Source organism: Kocuria sp. BT304 (assembly GCF_003290245.1).
In the GTDB taxonomy this organism is placed as follows: Bacteria; Actinomycetota; Actinomycetes; order Actinomycetales; family Micrococcaceae; genus Kocuria; species Kocuria rhizophila_A.
The window spans coordinates 1,630,893-1,649,707 of record NZ_CP030039.1; the positions used below are offsets into that span (position 1 = coordinate 1,630,893).

General features: G+C 71.5%; 18 protein-coding genes. All 18 read right to left on the reverse strand.

The features are described from left to right. Positions 1–5 precede the first annotated feature (5 nt). Positions 6–1,316: a dihydroorotase gene (locus tag DNL27_RS07240; RefSeq protein WP_112235138.1), complete on the reverse strand. Its 1,311-nt coding sequence runs from the start codon at positions 1,314–1,316 to the stop codon at positions 6–8. Between the two features lie 7 nt (positions 1,317–1,323). Beyond that, positions 1,324–2,307, reverse strand: a complete 984-nt coding sequence (locus DNL27_RS07245) for an aspartate carbamoyltransferase catalytic subunit (RefSeq protein WP_112235139.1) — start codon at positions 2,305–2,307, stop codon at positions 1,324–1,326. Beyond that, positions 2,304–2,987 carry a bifunctional pyr operon transcriptional regulator/uracil phosphoribosyltransferase PyrR gene (gene pyrR, locus DNL27_RS07250; protein ID WP_112235140.1) on the reverse strand — a complete coding sequence of 228 codons (684 nt, stop codon included), beginning with the start codon at positions 2,985–2,987 and terminating at the stop codon, positions 2,304–2,306. Before pyrR ends, DNL27_RS07245 begins: the two co-directional genes overlap by 4 nt. 114 nt (positions 2,988–3,101) lie before the next feature. Next, positions 3,102–3,518, reverse strand: a complete 417-nt coding sequence (nusB, locus tag DNL27_RS07255; RefSeq protein ID WP_012398406.1) for a transcription antitermination factor NusB — start codon at positions 3,516–3,518, stop codon at positions 3,102–3,104. Then, positions 3,515–4,078 carry an elongation factor P gene (efp, locus tag DNL27_RS07260; RefSeq protein ID WP_012398407.1) on the reverse strand — a complete coding sequence of 188 codons (564 nt, stop codon included), beginning with the start codon at positions 4,076–4,078 and terminating at the stop codon, positions 3,515–3,517. Before efp ends, nusB begins: the two co-directional genes overlap by 4 nt. Before the next feature lie 120 nt (positions 4,079–4,198). Then, the gene (gene aroB / locus DNL27_RS07265; protein ID WP_112235141.1) at positions 4,199–5,284 is read right to left on the reverse strand and encodes a 3-dehydroquinate synthase; all 1,086 of its coding nucleotides are present in this window, start codon (positions 5,282–5,284) and stop codon (positions 4,199–4,201) included. Beyond that, positions 5,281–5,838 carry a shikimate kinase gene (locus tag DNL27_RS07270; RefSeq protein ID WP_112235142.1) on the reverse strand — a complete coding sequence of 186 codons (558 nt, stop codon included), beginning with the start codon at positions 5,836–5,838 and terminating at the stop codon, positions 5,281–5,283. The genes aroB and DNL27_RS07270 overlap by 4 nt, the downstream gene beginning before the upstream one ends. Continuing rightward, the gene (gene aroC, locus DNL27_RS07275; protein ID WP_112235143.1) at positions 5,835–7,085 is read right to left on the reverse strand and encodes a chorismate synthase; all 1,251 of its coding nucleotides are present in this window, start codon (positions 7,083–7,085) and stop codon (positions 5,835–5,837) included. Before aroC ends, DNL27_RS07270 begins: the two co-directional genes overlap by 4 nt. Before the next feature lie 146 nt (positions 7,086–7,231). After that, positions 7,232–8,158, reverse strand: a complete 927-nt coding sequence (locus tag DNL27_RS07280) for a shikimate dehydrogenase (protein WP_112235144.1) — start codon at positions 8,156–8,158, stop codon at positions 7,232–7,234. A 1-nt stretch (position 8,159) separates the two neighbouring features. Next, positions 8,160–9,371: an endolytic transglycosylase MltG gene (gene mltG / locus DNL27_RS07285; protein ID WP_112235145.1), complete on the reverse strand. Its 1,212-nt coding sequence runs from the start codon at positions 9,369–9,371 to the stop codon at positions 8,160–8,162. Positions 9,372–9,451: 80 nt separating this feature from the next. After that, positions 9,452–9,949 carry a Holliday junction resolvase RuvX gene (gene ruvX, locus DNL27_RS07290; protein ID WP_012398413.1) on the reverse strand — a complete coding sequence of 166 codons (498 nt, stop codon included), beginning with the start codon at positions 9,947–9,949 and terminating at the stop codon, positions 9,452–9,454. Then, the gene (alaS, locus tag DNL27_RS07295; protein WP_112235146.1) at positions 9,949–12,636 is read right to left on the reverse strand and encodes an alanine--tRNA ligase; all 2,688 of its coding nucleotides are present in this window, start codon (positions 12,634–12,636) and stop codon (positions 9,949–9,951) included. The genes ruvX and alaS overlap by 1 nt, the downstream gene beginning before the upstream one ends. After that, the gene (locus tag DNL27_RS07300; RefSeq protein WP_012398415.1) at positions 12,636–13,088 is read right to left on the reverse strand and encodes a hypothetical protein; all 453 of its coding nucleotides are present in this window, start codon (positions 13,086–13,088) and stop codon (positions 12,636–12,638) included. Before DNL27_RS07300 ends, alaS begins: the two co-directional genes overlap by 1 nt. Positions 13,089–13,090: 2 nt before the next feature. Continuing rightward, on the reverse strand, positions 13,091–13,573 hold the full coding sequence (locus DNL27_RS07305) for a DUF948 domain-containing protein (protein WP_012398416.1): 483 nt from the start codon (positions 13,571–13,573) through the stop codon (positions 13,091–13,093). A gap of 249 nt (positions 13,574–13,822) precedes the next feature. Continuing rightward, entirely contained in the window at positions 13,823–14,461 is a 639-nt protein-coding gene (gene rpsD / locus DNL27_RS07310) for a 30S ribosomal protein S4 (protein WP_012398417.1), read from the reverse strand. A gap of 223 nt (positions 14,462–14,684) precedes the next feature. Next, positions 14,685–16,205: a glycerol kinase GlpK gene (glpK, locus tag DNL27_RS07315; RefSeq protein ID WP_112235147.1), complete on the reverse strand. Its 1,521-nt coding sequence runs from the start codon at positions 16,203–16,205 to the stop codon at positions 14,685–14,687. A gap of 46 nt (positions 16,206–16,251) precedes the next feature. Then, positions 16,252–17,001 carry an MIP/aquaporin family protein gene (locus tag DNL27_RS07320; RefSeq protein ID WP_012398419.1) on the reverse strand — a complete coding sequence of 250 codons (750 nt, stop codon included), beginning with the start codon at positions 16,999–17,001 and terminating at the stop codon, positions 16,252–16,254. A 57-nt stretch (positions 17,002–17,058) separates the two neighbouring features. Next, positions 17,059–18,789 carry a glycerol-3-phosphate dehydrogenase/oxidase gene (locus tag DNL27_RS07325; RefSeq protein ID WP_012398420.1) on the reverse strand — a complete coding sequence of 577 codons (1,731 nt, stop codon included), beginning with the start codon at positions 18,787–18,789 and terminating at the stop codon, positions 17,059–17,061. Positions 18,790–18,815 lie beyond the last annotated feature (26 nt).

Below are 18,815 nucleotides of genomic sequence, written 5' to 3' on the forward strand. Positions count from 1 at the left end.
GGGGATCAGCGGGCCAGGGGTGTGGCCAGCTCCCCGTCGCGGACCACCGGGTGGCCGCGGTAGAACGTGGCGCGCACTGCGCCCGGCAGGGTCATCCCCCGGTACGGGCTGTTGCGGGCCTTGGACGCGTGTCGCGAGGGGTCCACGGGCGTGGCCCCGGTGGGGTCCCACAGCACGATGTTGGCAGGGGCGCCGGGTGCCAGCTCCCGGCCCTGGTCCGTCAGCCCCAGGATCTCCGCCGGGCGGCGGGACATGATCTGGGCGACGCGCTGCCACCCGATCAGCCCGGTGTCCACCAGGGTGTGCTGGACCACGGCCAGGGCGGTCTCCAGCCCGGTCATCCCGTGGGCCGCGCAGGACCACTCGCACTCCTTGTCCTCGGCGGTGTGCGGGGCGTGGTCCGTGCCGATCACGTCGATCGTGCCTTCTGCCACGGCCCGGCGCAGGGCCTGGACGTCCTCGTCCGTGCGCAGCGGCGGGTTGACCTTGTACACGGGGTCGAAGGTGCGCACCAGCTCGTCCGTGAGCAGCAGGTGGTGGGGGGTGGCCTCGGCCGTGACCGTCACCCCGCGCTCCTTGGCCCACCGCACGATTTCCACGGAGCCGGCCGTGGAGAGGTGGCAGATGTGCAGTCGGGAGTCCACGTGCTGGGCCAGCAGCACGTCCCGGGCGATGATCGCCTCCTCGGCCACGGCGGGCCAGCCGGCGAGGCCGAGGTCCGCGGAGACCGCGCCCTCGTTCATCTGCGCGCCCTCGGTCAGCCGGGGCTCCTGGGCGTGCTGGGCGATGATGCCGTCGAAGGCCTTGACGTACTCCAGGGCCCGGCGCATCAGCACGGGGTCGTGCACGCACTTGCCGTCGTCGGAGAACATCCGCACCGCGGCGCGGGACTCCGCCATGGCCCGGATCTCGGCCAGCCGCTCGCCCTCCAGTCCCACGGTCACCGCGCCCACCGGGTGCACGTCCGCCCAGCCGGCGTCCCGGCCCAGCTGCCACACCTGCTCGACCACGCCGGCGGTGTCCGCCACGGGGTTCGAGTTGGCCATCGCGAACACGGCGGTGTAGCCGCCCCGGGCCGCGGCGCGGGTGCCGGTCTCCACGGTCTCGGCGTCCTCGCGGCCGGGCTCCCGCAGGTGGGTGTGCATGTCCACGAGTCCGGGCAGGGCGATCAGCCCCGTGGCGTCGATGACCTCGGCGTCCTCGGGGACGTCCAGGGAGCCGGGGGCGCCCACGGCGGTGACGGTCCCGTCCACCACGAGCAGGTCCGAGGGGCCCCCGCCCTCGGGGCGGGCGTTGCTGATCAGGTAGGTGCTCATGAGGACCTCAGTTCTCGCTCGGGTTCGGGGAGCTCTCGTCACCGGAGAGCAGCAGGAAGAGGACGGCCATGCGCACGGACACGCCGTTGGCCACCTGCTCCAGCACGGTGGAGCGCGGGGAGTCCGCGGCCTCGGAGGAGATCTCCAGACCGCGGTTCATGGGCCCGGGGTGCATGAACACCGTGGGCGCGCCCGCCTCCTCCAGGCGCCGCACGCGCTGGGCGGTCAGCCCCCAGCCGCGCGTGTACTCCGCCTCGCTCGGGAAGAACGCGGCGTTCATACGCTCGCGCTGCAGGCGCAGCATCATTACGGCGTCCGGGGCCCCGGCCAGCACGGCGTCGAGGTCGTAGCTGACCTCGCACGGCCAGCCGGTCAGGGCCACGGGCAGCAGCGTGGGAGGGGCCACCAGGGTCACACGGGCGCCCAGGGTGCTCAGCAACCACACGTTGGAGCGGGCCACGCGGGAGTGCAGCACGTCCCCCACGATCACCACGTGCATGTCCTCCAGGTCCATCCCGGTGCTCGCGACGCTCGTGGCGCGCGAGCGCACCCGGCGCAGAGTCATGGCGTCCAGCAGGGCCTGGGTGGGGTGGGCGTGCTTGCCGTCCCCGGCGTTGACCACGGCGGCGTCGATCCACCCGGAGTCCGCGAGCTGCTGCGGGGCGCCCGAGGAGCCGTGGCGGATCACCACGGCGTCCGCGCTCATGGCCATCAGCGTCTGGGCGGTGTCCTTCAGGGACTCGCCCTTGGACACCGAGGAGCCCTTGGCGGAGAAGTTGATCACGTCCGCGCTGAGCCGCTTCGCGGCGGTCTCGAACGAGATCCGGGTGCGGGTGGAGTCCTCGAAGAACAGGTTCACCACGGTGCGCCCGCGCAGCGCGGGCAGCTTCTTGACCTCGCGCGAGGACACGGCGGCCATCTGGTCGGCGGTGTCCAGGATCCGCACGGCGTCCGCGTACGAGAGGTCGGTGGTGCTCAGCAGGTGCTTCACGGGCGCTCACCGTCCCGTCCACGAGCGGCGGACGACGCCGCACGGCCGGGTGAGCGGGCGACGTCGGCGTCGGAGGTCACGGGCGCGTCGATGACCACGCAGTCCTCGTGGCCGGTGGCCCGCGGTTGGGGATCGGTCTCGCGCAGCAGCACCCGCACCTTCTCGCGGGAGGACGTGGGCAGGTTCTTGCCCACGTGGTCCGCGCGGATGGGCAGCTCCCGGTGGCCCCGGTCCACGAGCACCGCGAGGCGCACCACGTCCGGGCGGCCCACGTCCACGAGGGCGTCCAGGGCCGCGCGGATGGTGCGCCCGGAGCACAGGACGTCGTCCACGAGCACCACGGTGCGCCCGTCGATCCCGGACTCGGGGATGAGCGTGGGCTGCGGGGTGCGGGCGGGGTTCCTGCGGAGGTCGTCCCGGTACATGGTGATGTCCAGCTGGCCCGTGGCCGTGGCGGCGTGGAAGCCGGCGTCGATCTGCTCGAGGCGGGCGGCCAGGCGCTGTGCGAGCGGGTAGCCGCGGCGGGCGATGCCCAGCAGCACGAGGTTCTCGGAGCCGCGGTTGGACTCCAGGATCTCGTGGGCGATCCGGGACAGGGCCCGGTCGATGTCGGACGTCGAGAGGATCACGCGGGAGGTGGAGCCCTCCTGGGTCCGCTCGGCGTGTTCGGGCACGCTCACGTGCCGCCTCCTTCCCCGCCTCACGGGACGGAATTTAAAGGGTGCGATCGTTTCCTGAAGCTACCACACACGAAGAACCCCGGTCCGTGGCGCGCACGAACCGGGGTCGGGGCCTCAGTCGTCCAGCAGGGACGGCTTGACCTTCTGCAGCCGCCCCAGCAGACCGTTGACGAAGCGCGGTGAGTCGTCGGTGGACAGTTGCCGGGTCACGGCCACCGCCTCGGCCACGGCCACGCCGTCCGGGATCTCGCTGTTGTACAGCAGCTCCCACGCGCCCACGCGCAGCGCGTTGCGGTCCACCGCGGGCATCCGCCCGAGGGCCCAGCCCTGCGAGTAGGTCTCCAGGAACTCGTCGATGTCCTCGCGGCGCTCGTCCACGCCCTCGAGGATCTCCACGGTGTACGGGTTGATGGGCGAGGACGAGTTCTCGCGGCGGCGCACCAGGGCGTCACGCACGGACTCGTTGCGCTGCTCGGCCTCGAAGAGGATCTCGACGGCGCGCACCCGCGCCTTGCTGCGTGCCCCGCTCACTCGTTGACGCGTCCCAGGTAGTCACCGGTGCGGGTGTCCACCTTGACCTTGGTGCCCTGCTCGAGGAACAGGGGGACCTGGATCTGGTAGCCGGTCTCCACGGTGGCCGGCTTGGTGCCGCCCGTGGAGCGGTCACCCTGAAGACCGGGCTCGGTGTAGGTGATCTCCAGCACCACCGACGGCGGCATCTCGATGTACAGCGGCGCGCCCTCGTGGATGGCCACGGTCACGTTCTGGTTCTCGAGCATGAAGTTGGCGGCGTCGCCGACCACCACACCGGGCACGGTGATCTGGTCGTACGTGGAGTTGTCCATGAAGACGTAGTCGTCGCCGTCCTGGTACAGGTACTGGTACTCGCTGCGGTCCACCGTGGCCGTCTCGATCTTGGCACCGGCATTGAACGTCTTGTCCACCACCTTGCCGCTGGTCACGTTGCGCAGCTTGGTGCGCACGAACGCGCCACCCTTGCCGGGCTTGACGTGCTGGAACTCGATGGTCTGCCAGAGGTTGCCGTCGAGCTTGAGGATGGTGCCGTTCTTGATGTCGTTGCTGGTTGCCACGGTGTCACTTTCTCGTCGGGTACGTCGCCGCACTGGGTCCGGCTCGTGGAGCCGGGCCAGTCTACCGCGTGCGGCCGGATCCCCCGGTGCGGGGGCGCGGGCCCCGCAGGGCGCCGCGCGTCAGTCCGCGATCTCCTGGTAGCACGCGAACAGGATCGCGGGGTCCGGGACCTCCATGATGCGCGGCGCGGCGATCCGGTCCAGGACCACGAAGCGCAGCAGGTTGCCGCGGGTCTTCTTGTCCCGCTTCATGACCTCCAGCAGCCTGGGCCACTGGTCGGCGCGGTACGAGACCGGCAGCCCCAGGGAGGTGAGGATCTCGCGGTGCAGGGCCACGACGTCGTCGGAGAGGGTTCCGGCCGCGCGCCCCAGCTCTGCCGCGAAGGCCATGCCCACCGAGACTGCGGCACCGTGGCGCCACTGGTAGCGCTCGTTGTGCTCGATCGCGTGGCCCAGGGTGTGGCCGTAGTTCAGGTACTCACGCCGCCCGGACTCGCGCAGGTCCGAGGAGACGACCTCCGCCTTGACGCGCACGCTGCGCTCCACGAGCTCGCGCACCACGGCCGAGGAACTGTCCCGGACCTCGGCGGGATGCTCCTGGATCAGGGTGAGGATCTGCGGGTCCGCGATGAACCCGCACTTGACCACCTCGGCCATGCCCGTGAGCAGCTCGTTCTCGGGCAGGGTGGCCAGGGAGTCGAGGTCGCACACCACCGCGGCCGGCGGGTGGAAAGCGCCCACCAGGTTCTTGCCCTCGGCCGTGTTGATCCCGGTCTTGCCGCCCACCGCGGCGTCCACCATGCCCAGCAGCGTGGTGGGCAGGTGGAGCACCCGCACACCGCGCAGCCACGTGGCGGCCACGAAGCCCGCGAGGTCCGAGACCGCGCCGCCGCCCACGGAGACCACGGCGTCCGTGCGCGTGAAGTCGGACTGGCCCATGATCTGCCAGCAGAAGGCCGCCACCTCCACGCGCTTGCCCTCCTCCGCGTCCGGGATCTCCGCCACGAAGCTCTGGATCCCGGCGGCGCGCAGATTCTCCTGGACCACGTCGCCCGTCGCGCGCAGGGCACGAGGGTGGATGATCAGCACCTTCTTGACGCGCTCCCCCAGCAGCTCGGGGACGCGGCCGAGCAGGCCGTTTCCCACCAGGACGTCGTACTGGTTCTCGGGGGTGTCCCCGCGCACGGGGATCACGGTCTCGTTCATGCGGTGCGGTCCTCTTCGGTTGCGGGCTGCCCGGGCGCGTCCAGCGCGGCGTGCAGCTGGTGGGCGATCTGCGCGACGGTGCGCGGGGCGCGTCCGTCCAGGGTGATGGTGGCGAGACGCTCGAACGTCCCGCGGCGCTCGGCCATGATCCGGGTCCACCGCGCCTCGGGGTCCGGCTGCAGCATGGGCCGGGTGGTGTTGCCCCGGATGCGGGGGCGCACCGTGTCCAGGTCCACCTCCAGGTAGGCCACCGTGCGCCCCTCGATCAGCGGCTGCACGAGGGGGGACATCGGTGCTCCCCCGCCCAGGGAGATCACGCAGCGCTCGTTGCGGGGGTCGTCCAGCAGCTCGGCCACCACCTCGGCCTCGATGCGGCGGAACTCCGCCTCACCGCGCGCACGGAAGAGAGCGGGGATGGGCCCGTGGCGGGACTCGATCACGCGGTCGGTGTCTACGTGCCGCAGGCCGTGGTGGGTGGACATGTACTGGGCCACGCGGGACTTGCCGGCGGCCATGGGCCCGATCAGCACCACCGGCAGCGCCGCACCGCTCACGAGAGGTCCCCGCGCACCTCGTCCAGGGCCACCAGCGCGGCCGGGTCCGCGAGCTCGGGCGAAGTGCGCAGCGCCTCGGGGATGGCCGCGAGGTAGGAGTCCCGGTTGCGCACGAGCTCCGCGACGGAGTCCCCGCCGAACTTCTCCAGCGCGGCCTCCGCGAGCACGAGCGCCACCATGGCCTCGGCCACGACGCCCGCGGCCGGCACCGCGCACACGTCCGAGCGCTGGTGGTGCGCACGGGCGGGCTCGCCGGTGGCCACGTCCACGGTGTGCAGCGAGCGGGGCACCGTGGCAATGGGCTTCATGGCCGCGCGCACCCGCAGCAGGTCACCCGTGGACATCCCGCCCTCGATGCCGCCGGCCCGGTTGGACACGCGGTGCACGGAGCCGTCGGCGCGCAGGGTCTCGTCGTGGGCCAGGGACCCCGGACGCTGCGCAGTGCGGAAGCCGTCCCCGACCTCCACGCCCTTGATCGCCTGGATGCCCATCAGCGCCCCGGCCAGCCGGGAATCCAGCCGCCGGTCCCAGTGGACGTACGAGCCGAGCCCCGGGGGCATCCCCTCGGCCAGCACCTCCACGACGCCGCCCAGGGTCTCCCCCGCCTTGTGCGCGGCGTCCACCGCGGCCACCATGGCCGCGGACGTCTCCGCGTCGAAGCAGCGCAGCGGGTCGGCGTCGAGGGCGGGGACGTCCTGCGGTCCGGGCAGCGGAGCGCCCTCGGGCACGGCCACCTCGGCCACTGCGGTGGTGTGCGAGACCAGGCGCACGCCCAGCGCCGCGAGGATCTGGGAGGCGACCACGCCGAGGGCAACCCGCGTGGCCGTCTCACGCGCGGACGCGCGCTCGAGCACCGGACGGGCCTCGTCGAAACCGTACTTCTGCATGCCCGTGAGGTCCGCGTGGCCCGGACGCGGCCGGGTCAGCGGTGCGTTGCGGGCCCTGCCCTCGAGAACCTGCGGGTCCACGGGGTCCGAGCTCATGACGTCCTGCCACTTGGGCCACTCGGTGTTGGCGATCTCGATGGCCACCGGCCCGCCCTGCGTGAGACCGTGGCGCACACCGCCGAGGATCCGCACGCGGTCCTGCTCGAACTTCATCCGGGCACCGCGCCCGTAGCCCAGCCTCCGGCGCGCCAGGGCGTCCTGGACCATCCCGGTGGTCAGTTCCACACCGGCGGGCACGCCCTCGACGATCCCCACGAGCGCCTCGCCGTGGGACTCTCCGGCCGTGAGCCAACGCAACATCCTGCACTCCAGTCCTCAGCGGGGATCGCGCGGATCCCCTGTGGTCAATTCCTGCGCCGGGCCCTCCCGCGCCTCGCGCCTCGCGCCTCGCCGGCTCCTGCGTCCGACCGGCACCGCACGCGGGAGCCGTGACGAGCGCACCGGGCTCACACCGCCAGGCGGCCCTGCTGGGCCCGTCGGACCCGGTCCGGCACCGCGCGCTCCGGGCGCCCGACGGCGCGGCACATGGCCGCGGTCACGGCGGCCTCCTCCGGAAGCGGCTCACGGGGTGTGCCCCGCGTGAACCAGCGCACCTGGTCCACGGCCTGGAAGATCAGCATATCGAGACCCGGTGCCACCGCGCCGCCGGCCTCCTGCCACGCCCGGGCCAGCGCCGAGGGCCAGGGGTCGTAGGCCACGTCCAGCAGCACGCCACCGGTCCGACGACGCCGCGCGGCCCACTCGCCCGCGAGCTCGTCCGCCGCGCGCGGGGGAAGCGTGGACACCACCACGTCGGCGCGGTCCAGCAGCTCGGGCGCCTGCGTCCAGGGGCGCACGTCCACCGCGGTTCCCACGGCCCGTGCCACGGACTCCAGGGACGCGGCCCGCGCGGGAGTGCGTACCGCCACGGCCACGCACCCGGCACCGAGACCGTGCAGGGCCGCGACGGCCGCGCTCGCGGTGGCTCCCCCGCCCAGCACGACGGCGCTCGGGGCCTCGGGCACGTCCCCCGCCGCGGTCACGGCGGCCATGATGCCCATGACGTCCGTGTTGTCCGCGGTGACCGACCCGTTCTCGTCGAACACGAGGGTGTTGGCGACCCCCAGTGCCCGGACGAGGGGCGTGGTGCTATCCGCCGCACGGGCCGCACGCGGCTTGAGCGGCATGGTCACCGAGAAGCCCGACCAGCCGCCGTCGGAACGGGCCGCGGCCCAGAACTGGTCCCAGGCCTGCAACGGGACGTCCCGGCGGGTGTACTGCGCGGGGATCCCGAGCGCGCCGTACGCGGCGTCGTGCAGCGCCGGGGACAGCGAGTGCCCCACGGGATGGCCCAGCACGGCGGCGCGCAGCACGGGGGTGGTCGGGGAGGTCACCTCAGGAGCACTTTCCCTCGTGGTCGGAGCACCACTTCTGGTACTCGGCCACGTACTTCTGGTGCTCCTCGTACGTCTTGGCGAACTTGGTCTCACCCGTGTCCAGGTTGACCGTGACCCAGTAGTAGTAGTCGTTCTTCTCGGGGTGCGCGGCGGCGGCGATGGCGTCGTCGCTCGGGGAGCCGATGGGACCCACGGGCAGGCCCGGGTTCGCGTACGTGTTGTACGGGTTGGACTTGTCCTTCTTCTCCTCGTCGGTGAGGTGCACGGTCTTCTTGCCCAGCCCGTACGTCACGGAGGCGTCGGACTGGATGAAGCCGCTGGTCTCGCCGTCCGGGTGGTTCATGCGGTTCTCGATCGCCCCGGCCACGGAGGGGTAGTTCTTGGGGGTGCCCTCGAACTCCACGATCGAGCCGATGGTCAGCACCTCGAACCACTTGTCCTCGGGGACGTCGTTCTTCTTCAGTGTCTCCTTGGTGCGGTCCACCATCTCCTGGAGCACCTGCTCCGCGGTGGCGTCCAGGGGGAAGCGGTACTCCCCCGGGTGCAGCCAGCCCTCCAGGTCCGGGAACTTCTCCGGAACGCCGAACTTCTTCTTGTCCGAGGCGAGCGTCTCGAACTCGGACTTCTGGATGCCCGTGGCCTGGCTCAGGGTGGTGAGGGTGTCGTCAAGACGCTGGGTCTTGGCGATGGCGGCGTAGTGCGAGGCCTCGCCCTTGTCCATGAGCCGATTGATGACGTCCTCGGAGCTCATGTGCGTCTTGAGCTGGTAGTCCCCGGGCTGGATGAAGTCCTGGGGGTAGCGCTTCTGGAACTGGGAGACGAAGTAGGAGGAGTTCGCCACGATCTCCTGGGACTGCAGGTCCTGGGCGATCTGGCCCGTGGTGCTGCCGTCCGAGACGGAGAAGTTCACGTCCTGGTCCCCCGAGCCGTGGTAGTCCTTGCGCTCGAACAGGCCGAGGGCCGAGCCCAGCACGGCCACGACCACCAGCAGGGCGGCCACGAACAGCGCAATGGCGGTGGCCATGGAGGCCCGGGAGCGGGTGCGGCGGCGCTTGCGCTGCTCGGGGGTCACGTCGTGGTGCTCGAACGTGACCATGAGGCGCGAGTGGGGACCTTCGTCCGTGGCGTGCTCGGAGCCCTGCCCTCCACCGGGTGCCCGGTGCTGGGGTGCCCCGTCACCGGTGCCGTTGCGTCGCGGCTCTTCGCTCACGAATACTCTCCGTCCGCCGTTCTGGTGGTCATGTGGGCCGTGTCCGGCCGCGCCGCCCGGGTGGGGGTGGCGCGTCGGGTTCAGGCGTCCGCCGTGACGGCCTCGCCCGGCTCCTCACCGGTGCGCAGCCCCTGGTCCACCGCGGTCTGCAGGAACGTCACGGCCGCGGCCTGGTCGACCCTGTCCATGTGCTCCCGCCGGGAGACGCCCGAGTCCAGCAGAGACCGGTGGGCGGTCACCGTGGACAGGCGCTCGTCCACCAGGCGCACCTCGGTAGTGCACCCCCGTGAGCCTAGCCGACGAAGCAACCCGGCAGCGTAATCCCTGGCCATCCGCGTGGAATCATTCTCGTGCCCGTTGAGGCTGCGGGGAAGCCCCACGTAGACCGTGCGGACGTCGCGCTGCTCGCAGAGCTTGGTGATGATCTTCACATCGAAGGCTTTGCGGGGGTTGGGGTCCCGCGTGAGCGTCTGGTGCGGGGTGGCCAGGACGCAGTCCGGGTCGGTCAGGGCGATTCCCACCCTGACCGTTCCCACGTCCACGCCCATGCGCACCCCGCGCACGAAGGCCTCGGGCATCAGCCCGCCGTGCTCTGGATCTGCCGACGGATCGCGGCCAGGGCGTCGGGGATCTTCGCGGCGTCGGAACCGCCGCCCTGGGCGACGTCCGGCTTGCCGCCGCCACCGCCGCCGAGCGTGGTGGCCGCGGTGCGCACGAGCTGCCCGGCCGCGAGACCGGCGTCCCGGGCGGCGTCGTTGACTGCGACGACCACGAGCGGGCGGTCGTTGGCCACACCGGTGACCGCGGCCACGGCGGGCTCGGAGCCCAGCCGCGTGCGCAGGTCCAGCGCGAGGGAGCGCAGCGCGTCCGCGGAGGCGATCTCCCCGGCGTCGTGCAGCACGGCGGTGACGGGACCGACGCGCTCGGCGTCGCGCGCGAGCTGGCCGGCCTGGGCCTGTAGCTGCTGCTGGCGCAGGCCCGCGAGCTGACGCTCGGTCTCCTTGAGCTTGTCCAGGGTGGCCGCGAGCCGCTCGGGCAGCTCGGCGCTGGACTGCACCTTGAGCATCCCGGTGAGCTGGTTGACCAGGGTGCGCTCCGCCGCCAGGTGGTTGAACGAGTTCAGGCCCACGAGCGCCTCGACGCGCCGGTTGCCCGAGCCCACGGACTGCTCCGAGACGAGCGAGAGCGAACCGAGCTGGGACGTGGAGCCCACGTGGGTGCCGCCGCACAGCTCACGGGACCACGGGCCGTTCATCTCGACCACGCGCACCTCGTCCCCGTACTTCTCACCGAACAGGGACATGGCGCCCAGCTTCTTGGCCTCGGCCAGCGGCATCTCGCGGGTGACCACCTCGAAGTCGTCGCGGATCGCGGTGTTCGCGATCTGCTCGATCTCCTGGATCTGACCCGCGTTCAGGGCCTCGCCGTGGGAGAAGTCGAAGCGCAGGTAGCCCTCCTTGTTGAAGGAGCCGCGCTGGACGGCGTCGGGGCCCAGGACGTCGTGCAGGGCCGCGTGGATCACGTGGGTGCCGGAGTGGGCGGCCTCGCCGTCGTGGCGGCGGCGCGAATCCACCCGGGCGGTGACCTCGTCCCCCACGAGCACCTGGCCCGCGGAGACCGTGACCTTGTGCACGGACAGACCCTTGACCGGCTGCTGGACGTCCTCCACGGTGAGCTGCGCCCCGTCCGAGGAGTCGATGGTGCCCACGTCCGCGGCCTGCCCGCCGGCCTCCGCGTAGAACGGGGTGCGTTCCAGCACGACCTCCACGTGCTCACCCTCGCTCGCGGCGGGCACGGAGACGCCGCCGGAGAGGATCGCGCGCACGGTGGTGGGGGTCACCAGCTCGGTGTAGCCGGTGAACTCGCTGCCGTGGTCGTCCAGCATCCGGCGCAGCTCGGAGAGGTCCGCCAGGGCGCCCTTCTTGGCGCGGGCGTCCTCCTGGGCACGCTGGCGCTGCTCGGCCATCAGGGCACGGAAGGCGGTCTCGTCCACGGACACACCGGCCTCCTCCGCCATCTCCAGCGTGAGGTCGATGGGGAAGCCGAAGGTGTCGTGCAGGGCGAACGCGTCCGCGCCGCTCAGGGCCCGCTGCTCACCCTTGGCCACCTCCACGGCGTGCTCCAGGCGGGTGGTGCCGGACTCGATGGTCTTGAGGAACGCCCGCTCCTCCGCGTAGGCGATCCGCGAGATCCGCTCGAAGTCCTCCGCCACGACCGGGTAGACGCCCTTCATGGCGTCCCTGGACTCGGGCAGCAGCACGGGCAGGCAGGGCTCGGTCACGCCCAGCAGACGCATGGCGCGCACCGCGCGGCGCAGCAGCCGGCGCAGGATGTAGCCGCGGCCCTCGTTGCCGGGGGTCACGCCGTCCGCGATGAGCATCAGCGAGGAGCGCACGTGGTCCGCGACCACGCGCATCCGGACGTCGTCGTCGTAGCCCTGCTCACCGGCCTTCTCGGCGCCGTGGTACGTACGGCCGGAGAGCTTTGCCGCGGCGTCGAGCACGGGGCGGACCTGGTCCGTCTCGTAGAAGTTCTCCACGCCCTGCAGCAGCATGGCCAGGCGCTCCACGCCGAGGCCGGTGTCGATGTTCTTGCGCGGCAGGTCGCCGAGGATCTCGTAGTCCTTGCCGTTGCCCTCGCCGCGCTGGTACTGCATGAACACGAGGTTCCAGATCTCGATGTAGCGGTCGTCGTCCACCGCCGGGCCGCCGTCCTTGCCGTAGCGCGGGCCGCGGTCGTAGAAGATCTCGGAGTCCGGACCGGCCGGGCCCGGCTGGCCGGTGTCCCAGTAGTTCTCGTCCCGGCCCATGCGCTGGATCCGCTGTGCCGGCAGGCCCACGGTGTCGTGCCACAGGTCGTAGGACTCCTGGTCCCCCTCGTACACGGTGACCCACAGCCGCTCGGGGTCCAGGCCGAAGCCGCCCTGCTCGGGCGCGGTGGTCAGCAGCTCCCACGCCATGGGAATGGCCTGGGACTTGAAGTAGTCGCCGAAGGAGAAGTTTCCGGCCATCTGGAAGAACGTGCCGTGGCGGGCGGTCTTGCCCACCTCGTCGATGTCCAGGGTGCGGATGCACTTCTGCACGGAGGTGGCCCGCTGGTACGGGGGCGTCTCCTGGCCCAGGAAGTACGGGATGAACGGCACCATGCCGGCGATGGTGAACATGGCACCGGGCTGCTGCGACACCAGGGACGCCGAGGGCACCACGTGGTGGTCCCTGGCCTCGAAGTAGCTCAGCCAGCGCTGGGTGATCTCGTGAGAGAGCATTACCGCTCGTTTCCTTCCGAAGGGACGTGGTCGATGACCCGGCCCCGGGGGTCCTCCGGGCCGGTCGAGGGGTCGTGCGAGGCAACGGGGTGCCAGGGGACGCCCGCCGGGGGCACGGCGGCGTCGGCGGGGTGGTTGGCGGTGTGGTCCACGGGCGAGCGCACGCCGAACTGCTGCTGCAGCTGCGCCTCGCGCTCGTCCATGCCCGCGCGCACGCGGGCCGCGAACTCGCCGAAGCGGCGGGCGGCGGAGCGCAGGGTGTCGACGGCGCCCGGGCGCGGCCGGTGCGCCACGTCACCGGTGCCGGTGCGCGCCACCGCGGTCTGCTCGGGGCTGCCCTGGACCGCACGCGCCAGGGACTGCCGGGCCGCGGGATCGGAGGCGACGCGCGTGGCCGCCCCGCCCACGAGGGCTCCGGCGGCGAGCAGCGCGAGTTTGGACCACATGCCCATGATCAGCTCCTGGATTCCGTGGGGTGGGCGGCCTCGGCGGGGCCCGCCGCCGGGCCGGAGCCGGTGTCCGCCGCGGCGTCGGGCGCATGCCCGGTCCCGGAGGTTCCCTCCTGGGGGCGGGTCTGGGCACCGGTGGCACCCGGCTGGGGTGAGAACGCCCGGCGCAGCCCGTGCGAGAAGGACGCCACCTTGATCAGCGGCTGCCCCACCGTGGAGGCCACCAGCGAGGACAGCGCGGAGACGTTCGCGGAGGCGTCCGAGACGTTGGAGGTGATCCCGTCCACCTTCTCCAGCTGGGTGTTGGTGGTGCTGACCGTGCGGGTGACCTCGTCGATCAGGGGCGTGGTGCCGTCGTTGATCGAGCGGATGGTCAGGCGCAGCTCGTCGAACACGCGACCCAGCTTCACGATCGGCAGCGCCAGCAGGCCCACGAGCACCGCGAACACGAAGGCCGCGAGCAGACCGGCGATTTCCCCACCGTCCATGGGTGACCACAACTCCGTCCATGCATCGTCATCGGATCGGCGTGAATGCCGACCGAAGCGCAACTCTACCCAACAACTCGCACGCGTCCGAGACACCCGGTGGCACCGGAGACCGGTGCCCGCGGCACGCGCCGCACCGTACGCGTCCGCGGGGCCACCTCGTACGGGGCCGCAGACGCGGACAGCCCGCGGTGGGAACCGCGGGCTGTCCGGTTGCCGCCCGACGAACGGGCGGCGGCACACGCAGGGTCAGGCCATGCGTGCGTAGTACTCGACCACGAGCTGCTCCTCGCAGGTCACGGGGACCTCGGAGCGCTCCGGCTTGCGCGAGAGCGTGGCCTGCAGCCGGTCGATCGTCACGTCGAGGTACGGCGGGGTGTCCGGCAGGACGTCCTGGTTCGCACCGGTCGCGGCGATCTGGAACGGCACCATCTTCTCGGAGCGCGGGTGCACGTGGATCATCTGACCCGGGCGCACGCGGTACGAGGGACGGTCCACGCGCTGGCCGTCCACCATGATGTGGCGGTGCACCACGGCCTGGCGGGCCGCGGCCATCGTGCGGACGAAGCCCGCGCGCAGCACGAGGGCGTCCAGGCGGGTCTCGAGCAGGGCGATGAGGTTCTCACCGGTCTGGCCCTCAACGCGCTTGGCCTCCACGTAGGCGCGGTGCATCTGCTTCTCGCGGATGTTGTACTGCGCGCGCAGCCGCTGCTTCTCGGTCAGGCGCACCTTGTAGTCGGAGTCCTGCTTGCGGCGGGCACGGCCGTGCTCGCCGGGGGCGTACGGGCGGCGCTCGAAGTACTTCTCGGCCTTCGGCGTCAGCGCGATGCCGAGGGCGCGGGACTTGCGCACCTGGCGGCGCGCACGGGAGCTGTTGTTCTGGGACAAAGCATGCCTTTCATGCGGTTCGACGGCGTACGGGCAGGGCCCGCGTTCCGTTCTGGGTGGTACTGGCCTCCTGCGCGGGGGAATCGGTTCCCGCGGGAGAGGTGCGGATCAGCCGCAATCCGACGTGCCTAGCGTCCACCGTGTGCTCTCCGGGCCCGTGAGGGTGTCAGGGGCGCCGCAGGTCCACCGGGGACGTGCCAGCCAGCGTTCCACTATAGCGGACTCAGTCGACGTCCTCGTTCACCCAGTCCAGGGACTTGGTCACGGCCTTGCCCCAGTTGCGGAACAGCTTCTCCTGCTGCTCGCGGTCCCCCTCGGGATCCCAGCGCTTGTCCTCGGCCCAGTTCCGGGTGATCTCGTCCAGGTCCGTCCAGAAGCCCACCGCGAGACCGGCCGCGTACGCGGCACCCAGCGCGGTGGTCTCCGTGATCTCGGGGCGGATCACGGGCACGCCCAGCTGGTCCGCCTGGAACTGCATGAGCAGCTCGTTGGCCGTCATGCCGCCGTCCACGCGCAGCTCCACGAGGTCCTGCTGCGAGTCGTTGTTCATGGCCTCGACCACCTCGCGGGACTGGTAGGCGGTGGCCTCCAGCACGGCGCGGGCGATGTGCTCCTTGCGCACGTAGCGGGTCAGACCCACCAGGGCGCCACGGGCGTCCGGGCGCCAGTGCGGTGCGAACAGGCCCGAGAACGCGGGCACGAAGTACGCCCCGCCGTTGTCCTCGACGGCGCGCGCGAGCGGCTCGATCTCCTTGGCGTCCTGGATGATCCCGAGGTTGTCCCGCACCCACTGCACGAGCGAGCCCGTGACCGCGATCGAGCCCTCGAGGGCGTAGACCGGCTTCTCGCCCTCGATCTGGTAGCACACCGTGGTGATGAGCCCGTGGTCCGAGCGCACCGGGGTCTCCCCCACGTTCATCAGCAGGAAGCTGCCCGTGCCGTAGGTGTTCTTGCCCGTGCCGGGCTCGAAGCACGTCTGGCCGAACATCGCGGCCTGCTGGTCGCCCAGGATGCCCGCGATCGGGACCTGCTTGAGGAAGCCGCGGGCGCGGCCCTTGCCGTAGACCTCGGAGCTGCAGCGGATCTCGGGGAGCATGGACATGGGGATGCCCAGCGTGTCGCAGAGGTCCTCGTTCCAGTCCAGCGTGTCGATGTTCATGAGCAGCGTGCGGGACGCGTTGGTCACGTCCGTGACGTGCACGCCGTCGTGGGTGCCGCCCGTGAGGTTCCACACGAGCCAGCTGTCGGTGGTGCCGAAGATGAGGTCCCCGGCCTCGGCCTTCTCCCGTGCGCCCTCCACGTTGTCCAGGATCCACTTGACCTTGGGGCCCGCGAAGTAGCTGGCCAGGGGCAGACCGGTGAGCTCGCGGAAACGCTCCTCGCCGCCGTCCCGTGCCAGCTCGTCCACGATGTCCTGGGTGCGGGTGTCCTGCCACACGATGGCGTTGTACACGGGCTCACCCGTGTTCCTGTCCCACACCACGGTGGTCTCACGCTGGTTGGTGATGCCCACCGCGGCGAGGTCCTCACGGGTCAGCTCGGTCTCCGCGAGCGCGTCCGCCACGCAGCGGCGGGTGTTGCGCCAGATCTCCTGGGGATCGTGCTCGACCCAGCCCGCGCGCGGGAAGATCTGCTCGTGCTCGTACTGGCCCACGCCCTTGATGTGGCCCGAGTGGTCGAAGACGATGGCCCGGGTGCTGGTGGTGCCCTGGTCGATGGCCATCACGTACTGCGGTTCGCTCATGAGGTGACTCCTTCGTCAGATGTGTGTCTCGGTGCGTGCGGGGTGCTCAGCCGATGAGGTGCGCCGCCACGCCGGCGAGCACACCGCCCACCACGGGTCCGAGGACCGGGACCCAGCTGTAGGACCAGTTGCTGCTCAGCTTGCCGGGGATCGGCAGCAGCGCGTGGGCCAGACGGGGGCCGAGGTCGCGCGCGGGGTTGATGGCGTAGCCCGTAGGCCCGCCGAGGCTCATGCCGATCGCGACCACCAGCACGCCCACGGCGAGCGGGCCGAGCTGGCTGGGGGTCTCGCCGAAGACCAGGATCACGTACACCAGCACGAAGGTGGCGATGACCTCGGTGACGAAGTTCCAGCCGTAGCTGCGGATCTCGGGCCCGGTGGCGAAGACGTCGAGGGTGGCCACGCCGTCGTGCCCGGCGGCGTCGAAGTGCTTCTTGTACGCGAGCCAGCACACGACGGCGCCCACGAACGCCCCGACCATCTGCGCCACGAGGTACACCACGGTGCTCGCCGCGGTGATGGCCACGCCCGGGGCGTACTGGGGCTCCTGGCCCGCGAGCATGCCCAGGGTCACGGCCGGGTTCAGGTGCGCGCCCGAGGCGTGGCCCACGTACACGCCGGCGAACACGGCGAAGCCCCAGCCGAAGCTGATGAGCAGCCAGTCCGCGCCGTTGCCCTTGGTCCGCGGCAGCACCACGTTGGCGACCACGCCGCAGCCCAGCAGCACGAGCACGGCCGTGCCGAAGGCCTCCGACATGAACACGGTGGACAGCGCCACCTCGGTCACTTCATTCACTGCACCCTCCATTGGGTGTTATGGGGCCCGGAACGGTTCCGGGCCCGGGATCCTGTCTCAGCCCTGCTGCTGCGGGTACGGGTTGCCCGCGCCCTCGCGCAGCCGCTGGGCGGTGTCCTCGTCGTTCTCCTGCAGCGCGGCGTGCTCGGCACGGCGCATCTGCTCGTAGAGATCGACCTGGCGTGCGCGCTCGGCCTCGTCCCAGCCGAGGACGTCACCCATGATGCGGGCGATCTCCGGGGCCGCGGCGGAGCCGCCGTCGCGCTGCTCGTAGTTCAGGTGGGTGCGCCGGCACATCACGTCCTCGAGGTCCAGGGCGCCCTCGTGCGTGGCCGCCCGCTGGATCTCGACCTTGAGGTACTGCTCGGCACCCGGCACGGGCTCACCGAGCTCGGGGTGCTCCGCCACGGTGTCGAGCATCTCGAGGGTCTCGTCCCCGTAACGGTTGAGCAGCCGCTCCACGACCACCTGCTCCATCCCGGTGCGCTGGGCGAGGTGCTCGGACTGGTTCATCAGACCGGACCAGCCCTGGGCGCCCAGCAGCGCGACGTGCTCGGTGATGGACGGGTTCTCCTTGGCGGCCTTCTTGCCGATGGCGGCGTCCACGGCGTCCTTGCCCATCACGCGGTAGGTGGTCAGCTTGCCGCCGGCGATGGTGAACAGCCCGGGCGCGGCCTCCACCACGGAGTGCTCGCGGGAGATCTTGGTGGAGGGCGTGGCCTCTCCCTTGGTGCCCGGCTGCACGAGCGGGCGCAGCCCGGCCCACGTGCCGATCACGTCGTCCACGGTCAGCGGGTCCCGCAGGATCGCGTTGGCGTGCTCCAGGACGTACTCGACGTCCTCGCGGGTGGCCGTGGGTGTGGCGAGGTCACGCTCGTACGGGGTGTCCGTGGTGCCGATGACCCAGTAGTTGTCCCACGGGATGATGAACAGCACGGACTTCTCGGTCTGCAGGATGATCCCGGTGGAGCCGTCCAGACGCTCCTTGGGGACCACGATGTGGATTCCCTTGGACGCCAGCACCTTCAGCCCGGTCTCGGACTGCGCGAGGTCCTGGACCGGCTCGGTCCACACGCCAGCGGCGGAGATCACGACCTTGGCGCGCACCTCGCGGGTCTCGCCCGTGGTGAGGTCCTCCACGTGGGCGCCGACCACGCGGCCGGACTCGTCCCGGACGAGGTTGCGGGCCGCGGCGCGGTTGGCCGCGAGCGCGCCGTAGCGCTGGGCGGTGCGCACGAGGTCCAGGGTCAGCCGGGCGTCGTCCACGCGGCCGTCCCAGTAGGCGATGGCGCCCACGGCGGCGTCGTCGCGCATGGCGGGGAAGGTCTTGCGCACCCCGGCGGCGCTGAGGTGGCGCTGGATGGGCAGGGACTCGGCCTTGGCACCCACGTGGGCCAGGGTGTCGTACATGCCGATGCCGGTGGCCACGAACGGGCGCTCCCAGCCCTTGTGGGTGAGCGGGTACATGAACTGGATGGGCTTGACCAGGTGCGGGGCCAGCCGGTGCATCAGGAGGTCGCGCTCCTTGAGGGCCTCCGCCACGAGGGCGAAGTTGAGCTGCATGAGGTAGCGCAGCCCGCCGTGGACCAGTTTGGAGGAGCGCGAGGAGGTGCCCTGGGCCCAGTCCTGGGCGTCGATGATGGCGGTGGAGAGCCCACGGGTGGCGGCGTCCAGGGCGATCCCGGCGCCCGTGATGCCGCCGCCGATCACCAGGACGTCGACGGGGTGCTCCGCCATCGCGCGGAGGTCGTTGTTGCGCTGCTGTGCGTTCAAAGAGGTCAGAGGCACGGTTGCCGCTCCTGTCTACCGGTGGG

What these genes read in the sequence shown, in the direction of transcription:
- DNL27_RS07240 (WP_112235138.1), bottom strand. Translation starts at nt 1,316, where the DNA reads ATGAGCACCTACCTGATCAGCAACGCCCGCCCCGAGGGCGGGGGCCCC.
- aroB (WP_112235141.1), bottom strand. Translation starts at nt 5,284, where the DNA reads ATGAACGAGACCGTGATCCCCGTGCGCGGGGACACCCCCGAGAACCAG.
- aroC (WP_112235143.1), bottom strand. Translation starts at nt 7,085, where the DNA reads ATGTTGCGTTGGCTCACGGCCGGAGAGTCCCACGGCGAGGCGCTCGTG.
- ruvX (WP_012398413.1), bottom strand. Translation starts at nt 9,949, where the DNA reads ATGCCCGAGGCCTTCGTGCGCGGGGTGCGCATGGGCGTGGACGTGGGA.
- alaS (WP_112235146.1), bottom strand. Translation starts at nt 12,636, where the DNA reads ATGCTCTCTCACGAGATCACCCAGCGCTGGCTGAGCTACTTCGAGGCC.
- DNL27_RS07300 (WP_012398415.1), bottom strand. Translation starts at nt 13,088, where the DNA reads ATGGGCATGTGGTCCAAACTCGCGCTGCTCGCCGCCGGAGCCCTCGTG.
- DNL27_RS07305 (WP_012398416.1), bottom strand. Translation starts at nt 13,573, where the DNA reads ATGGACGGTGGGGAAATCGCCGGTCTGCTCGCGGCCTTCGTGTTCGCG.
- glpK (WP_112235147.1), bottom strand. Translation starts at nt 16,205, where the DNA reads ATGAGCGAACCGCAGTACGTGATGGCCATCGACCAGGGCACCACCAGC.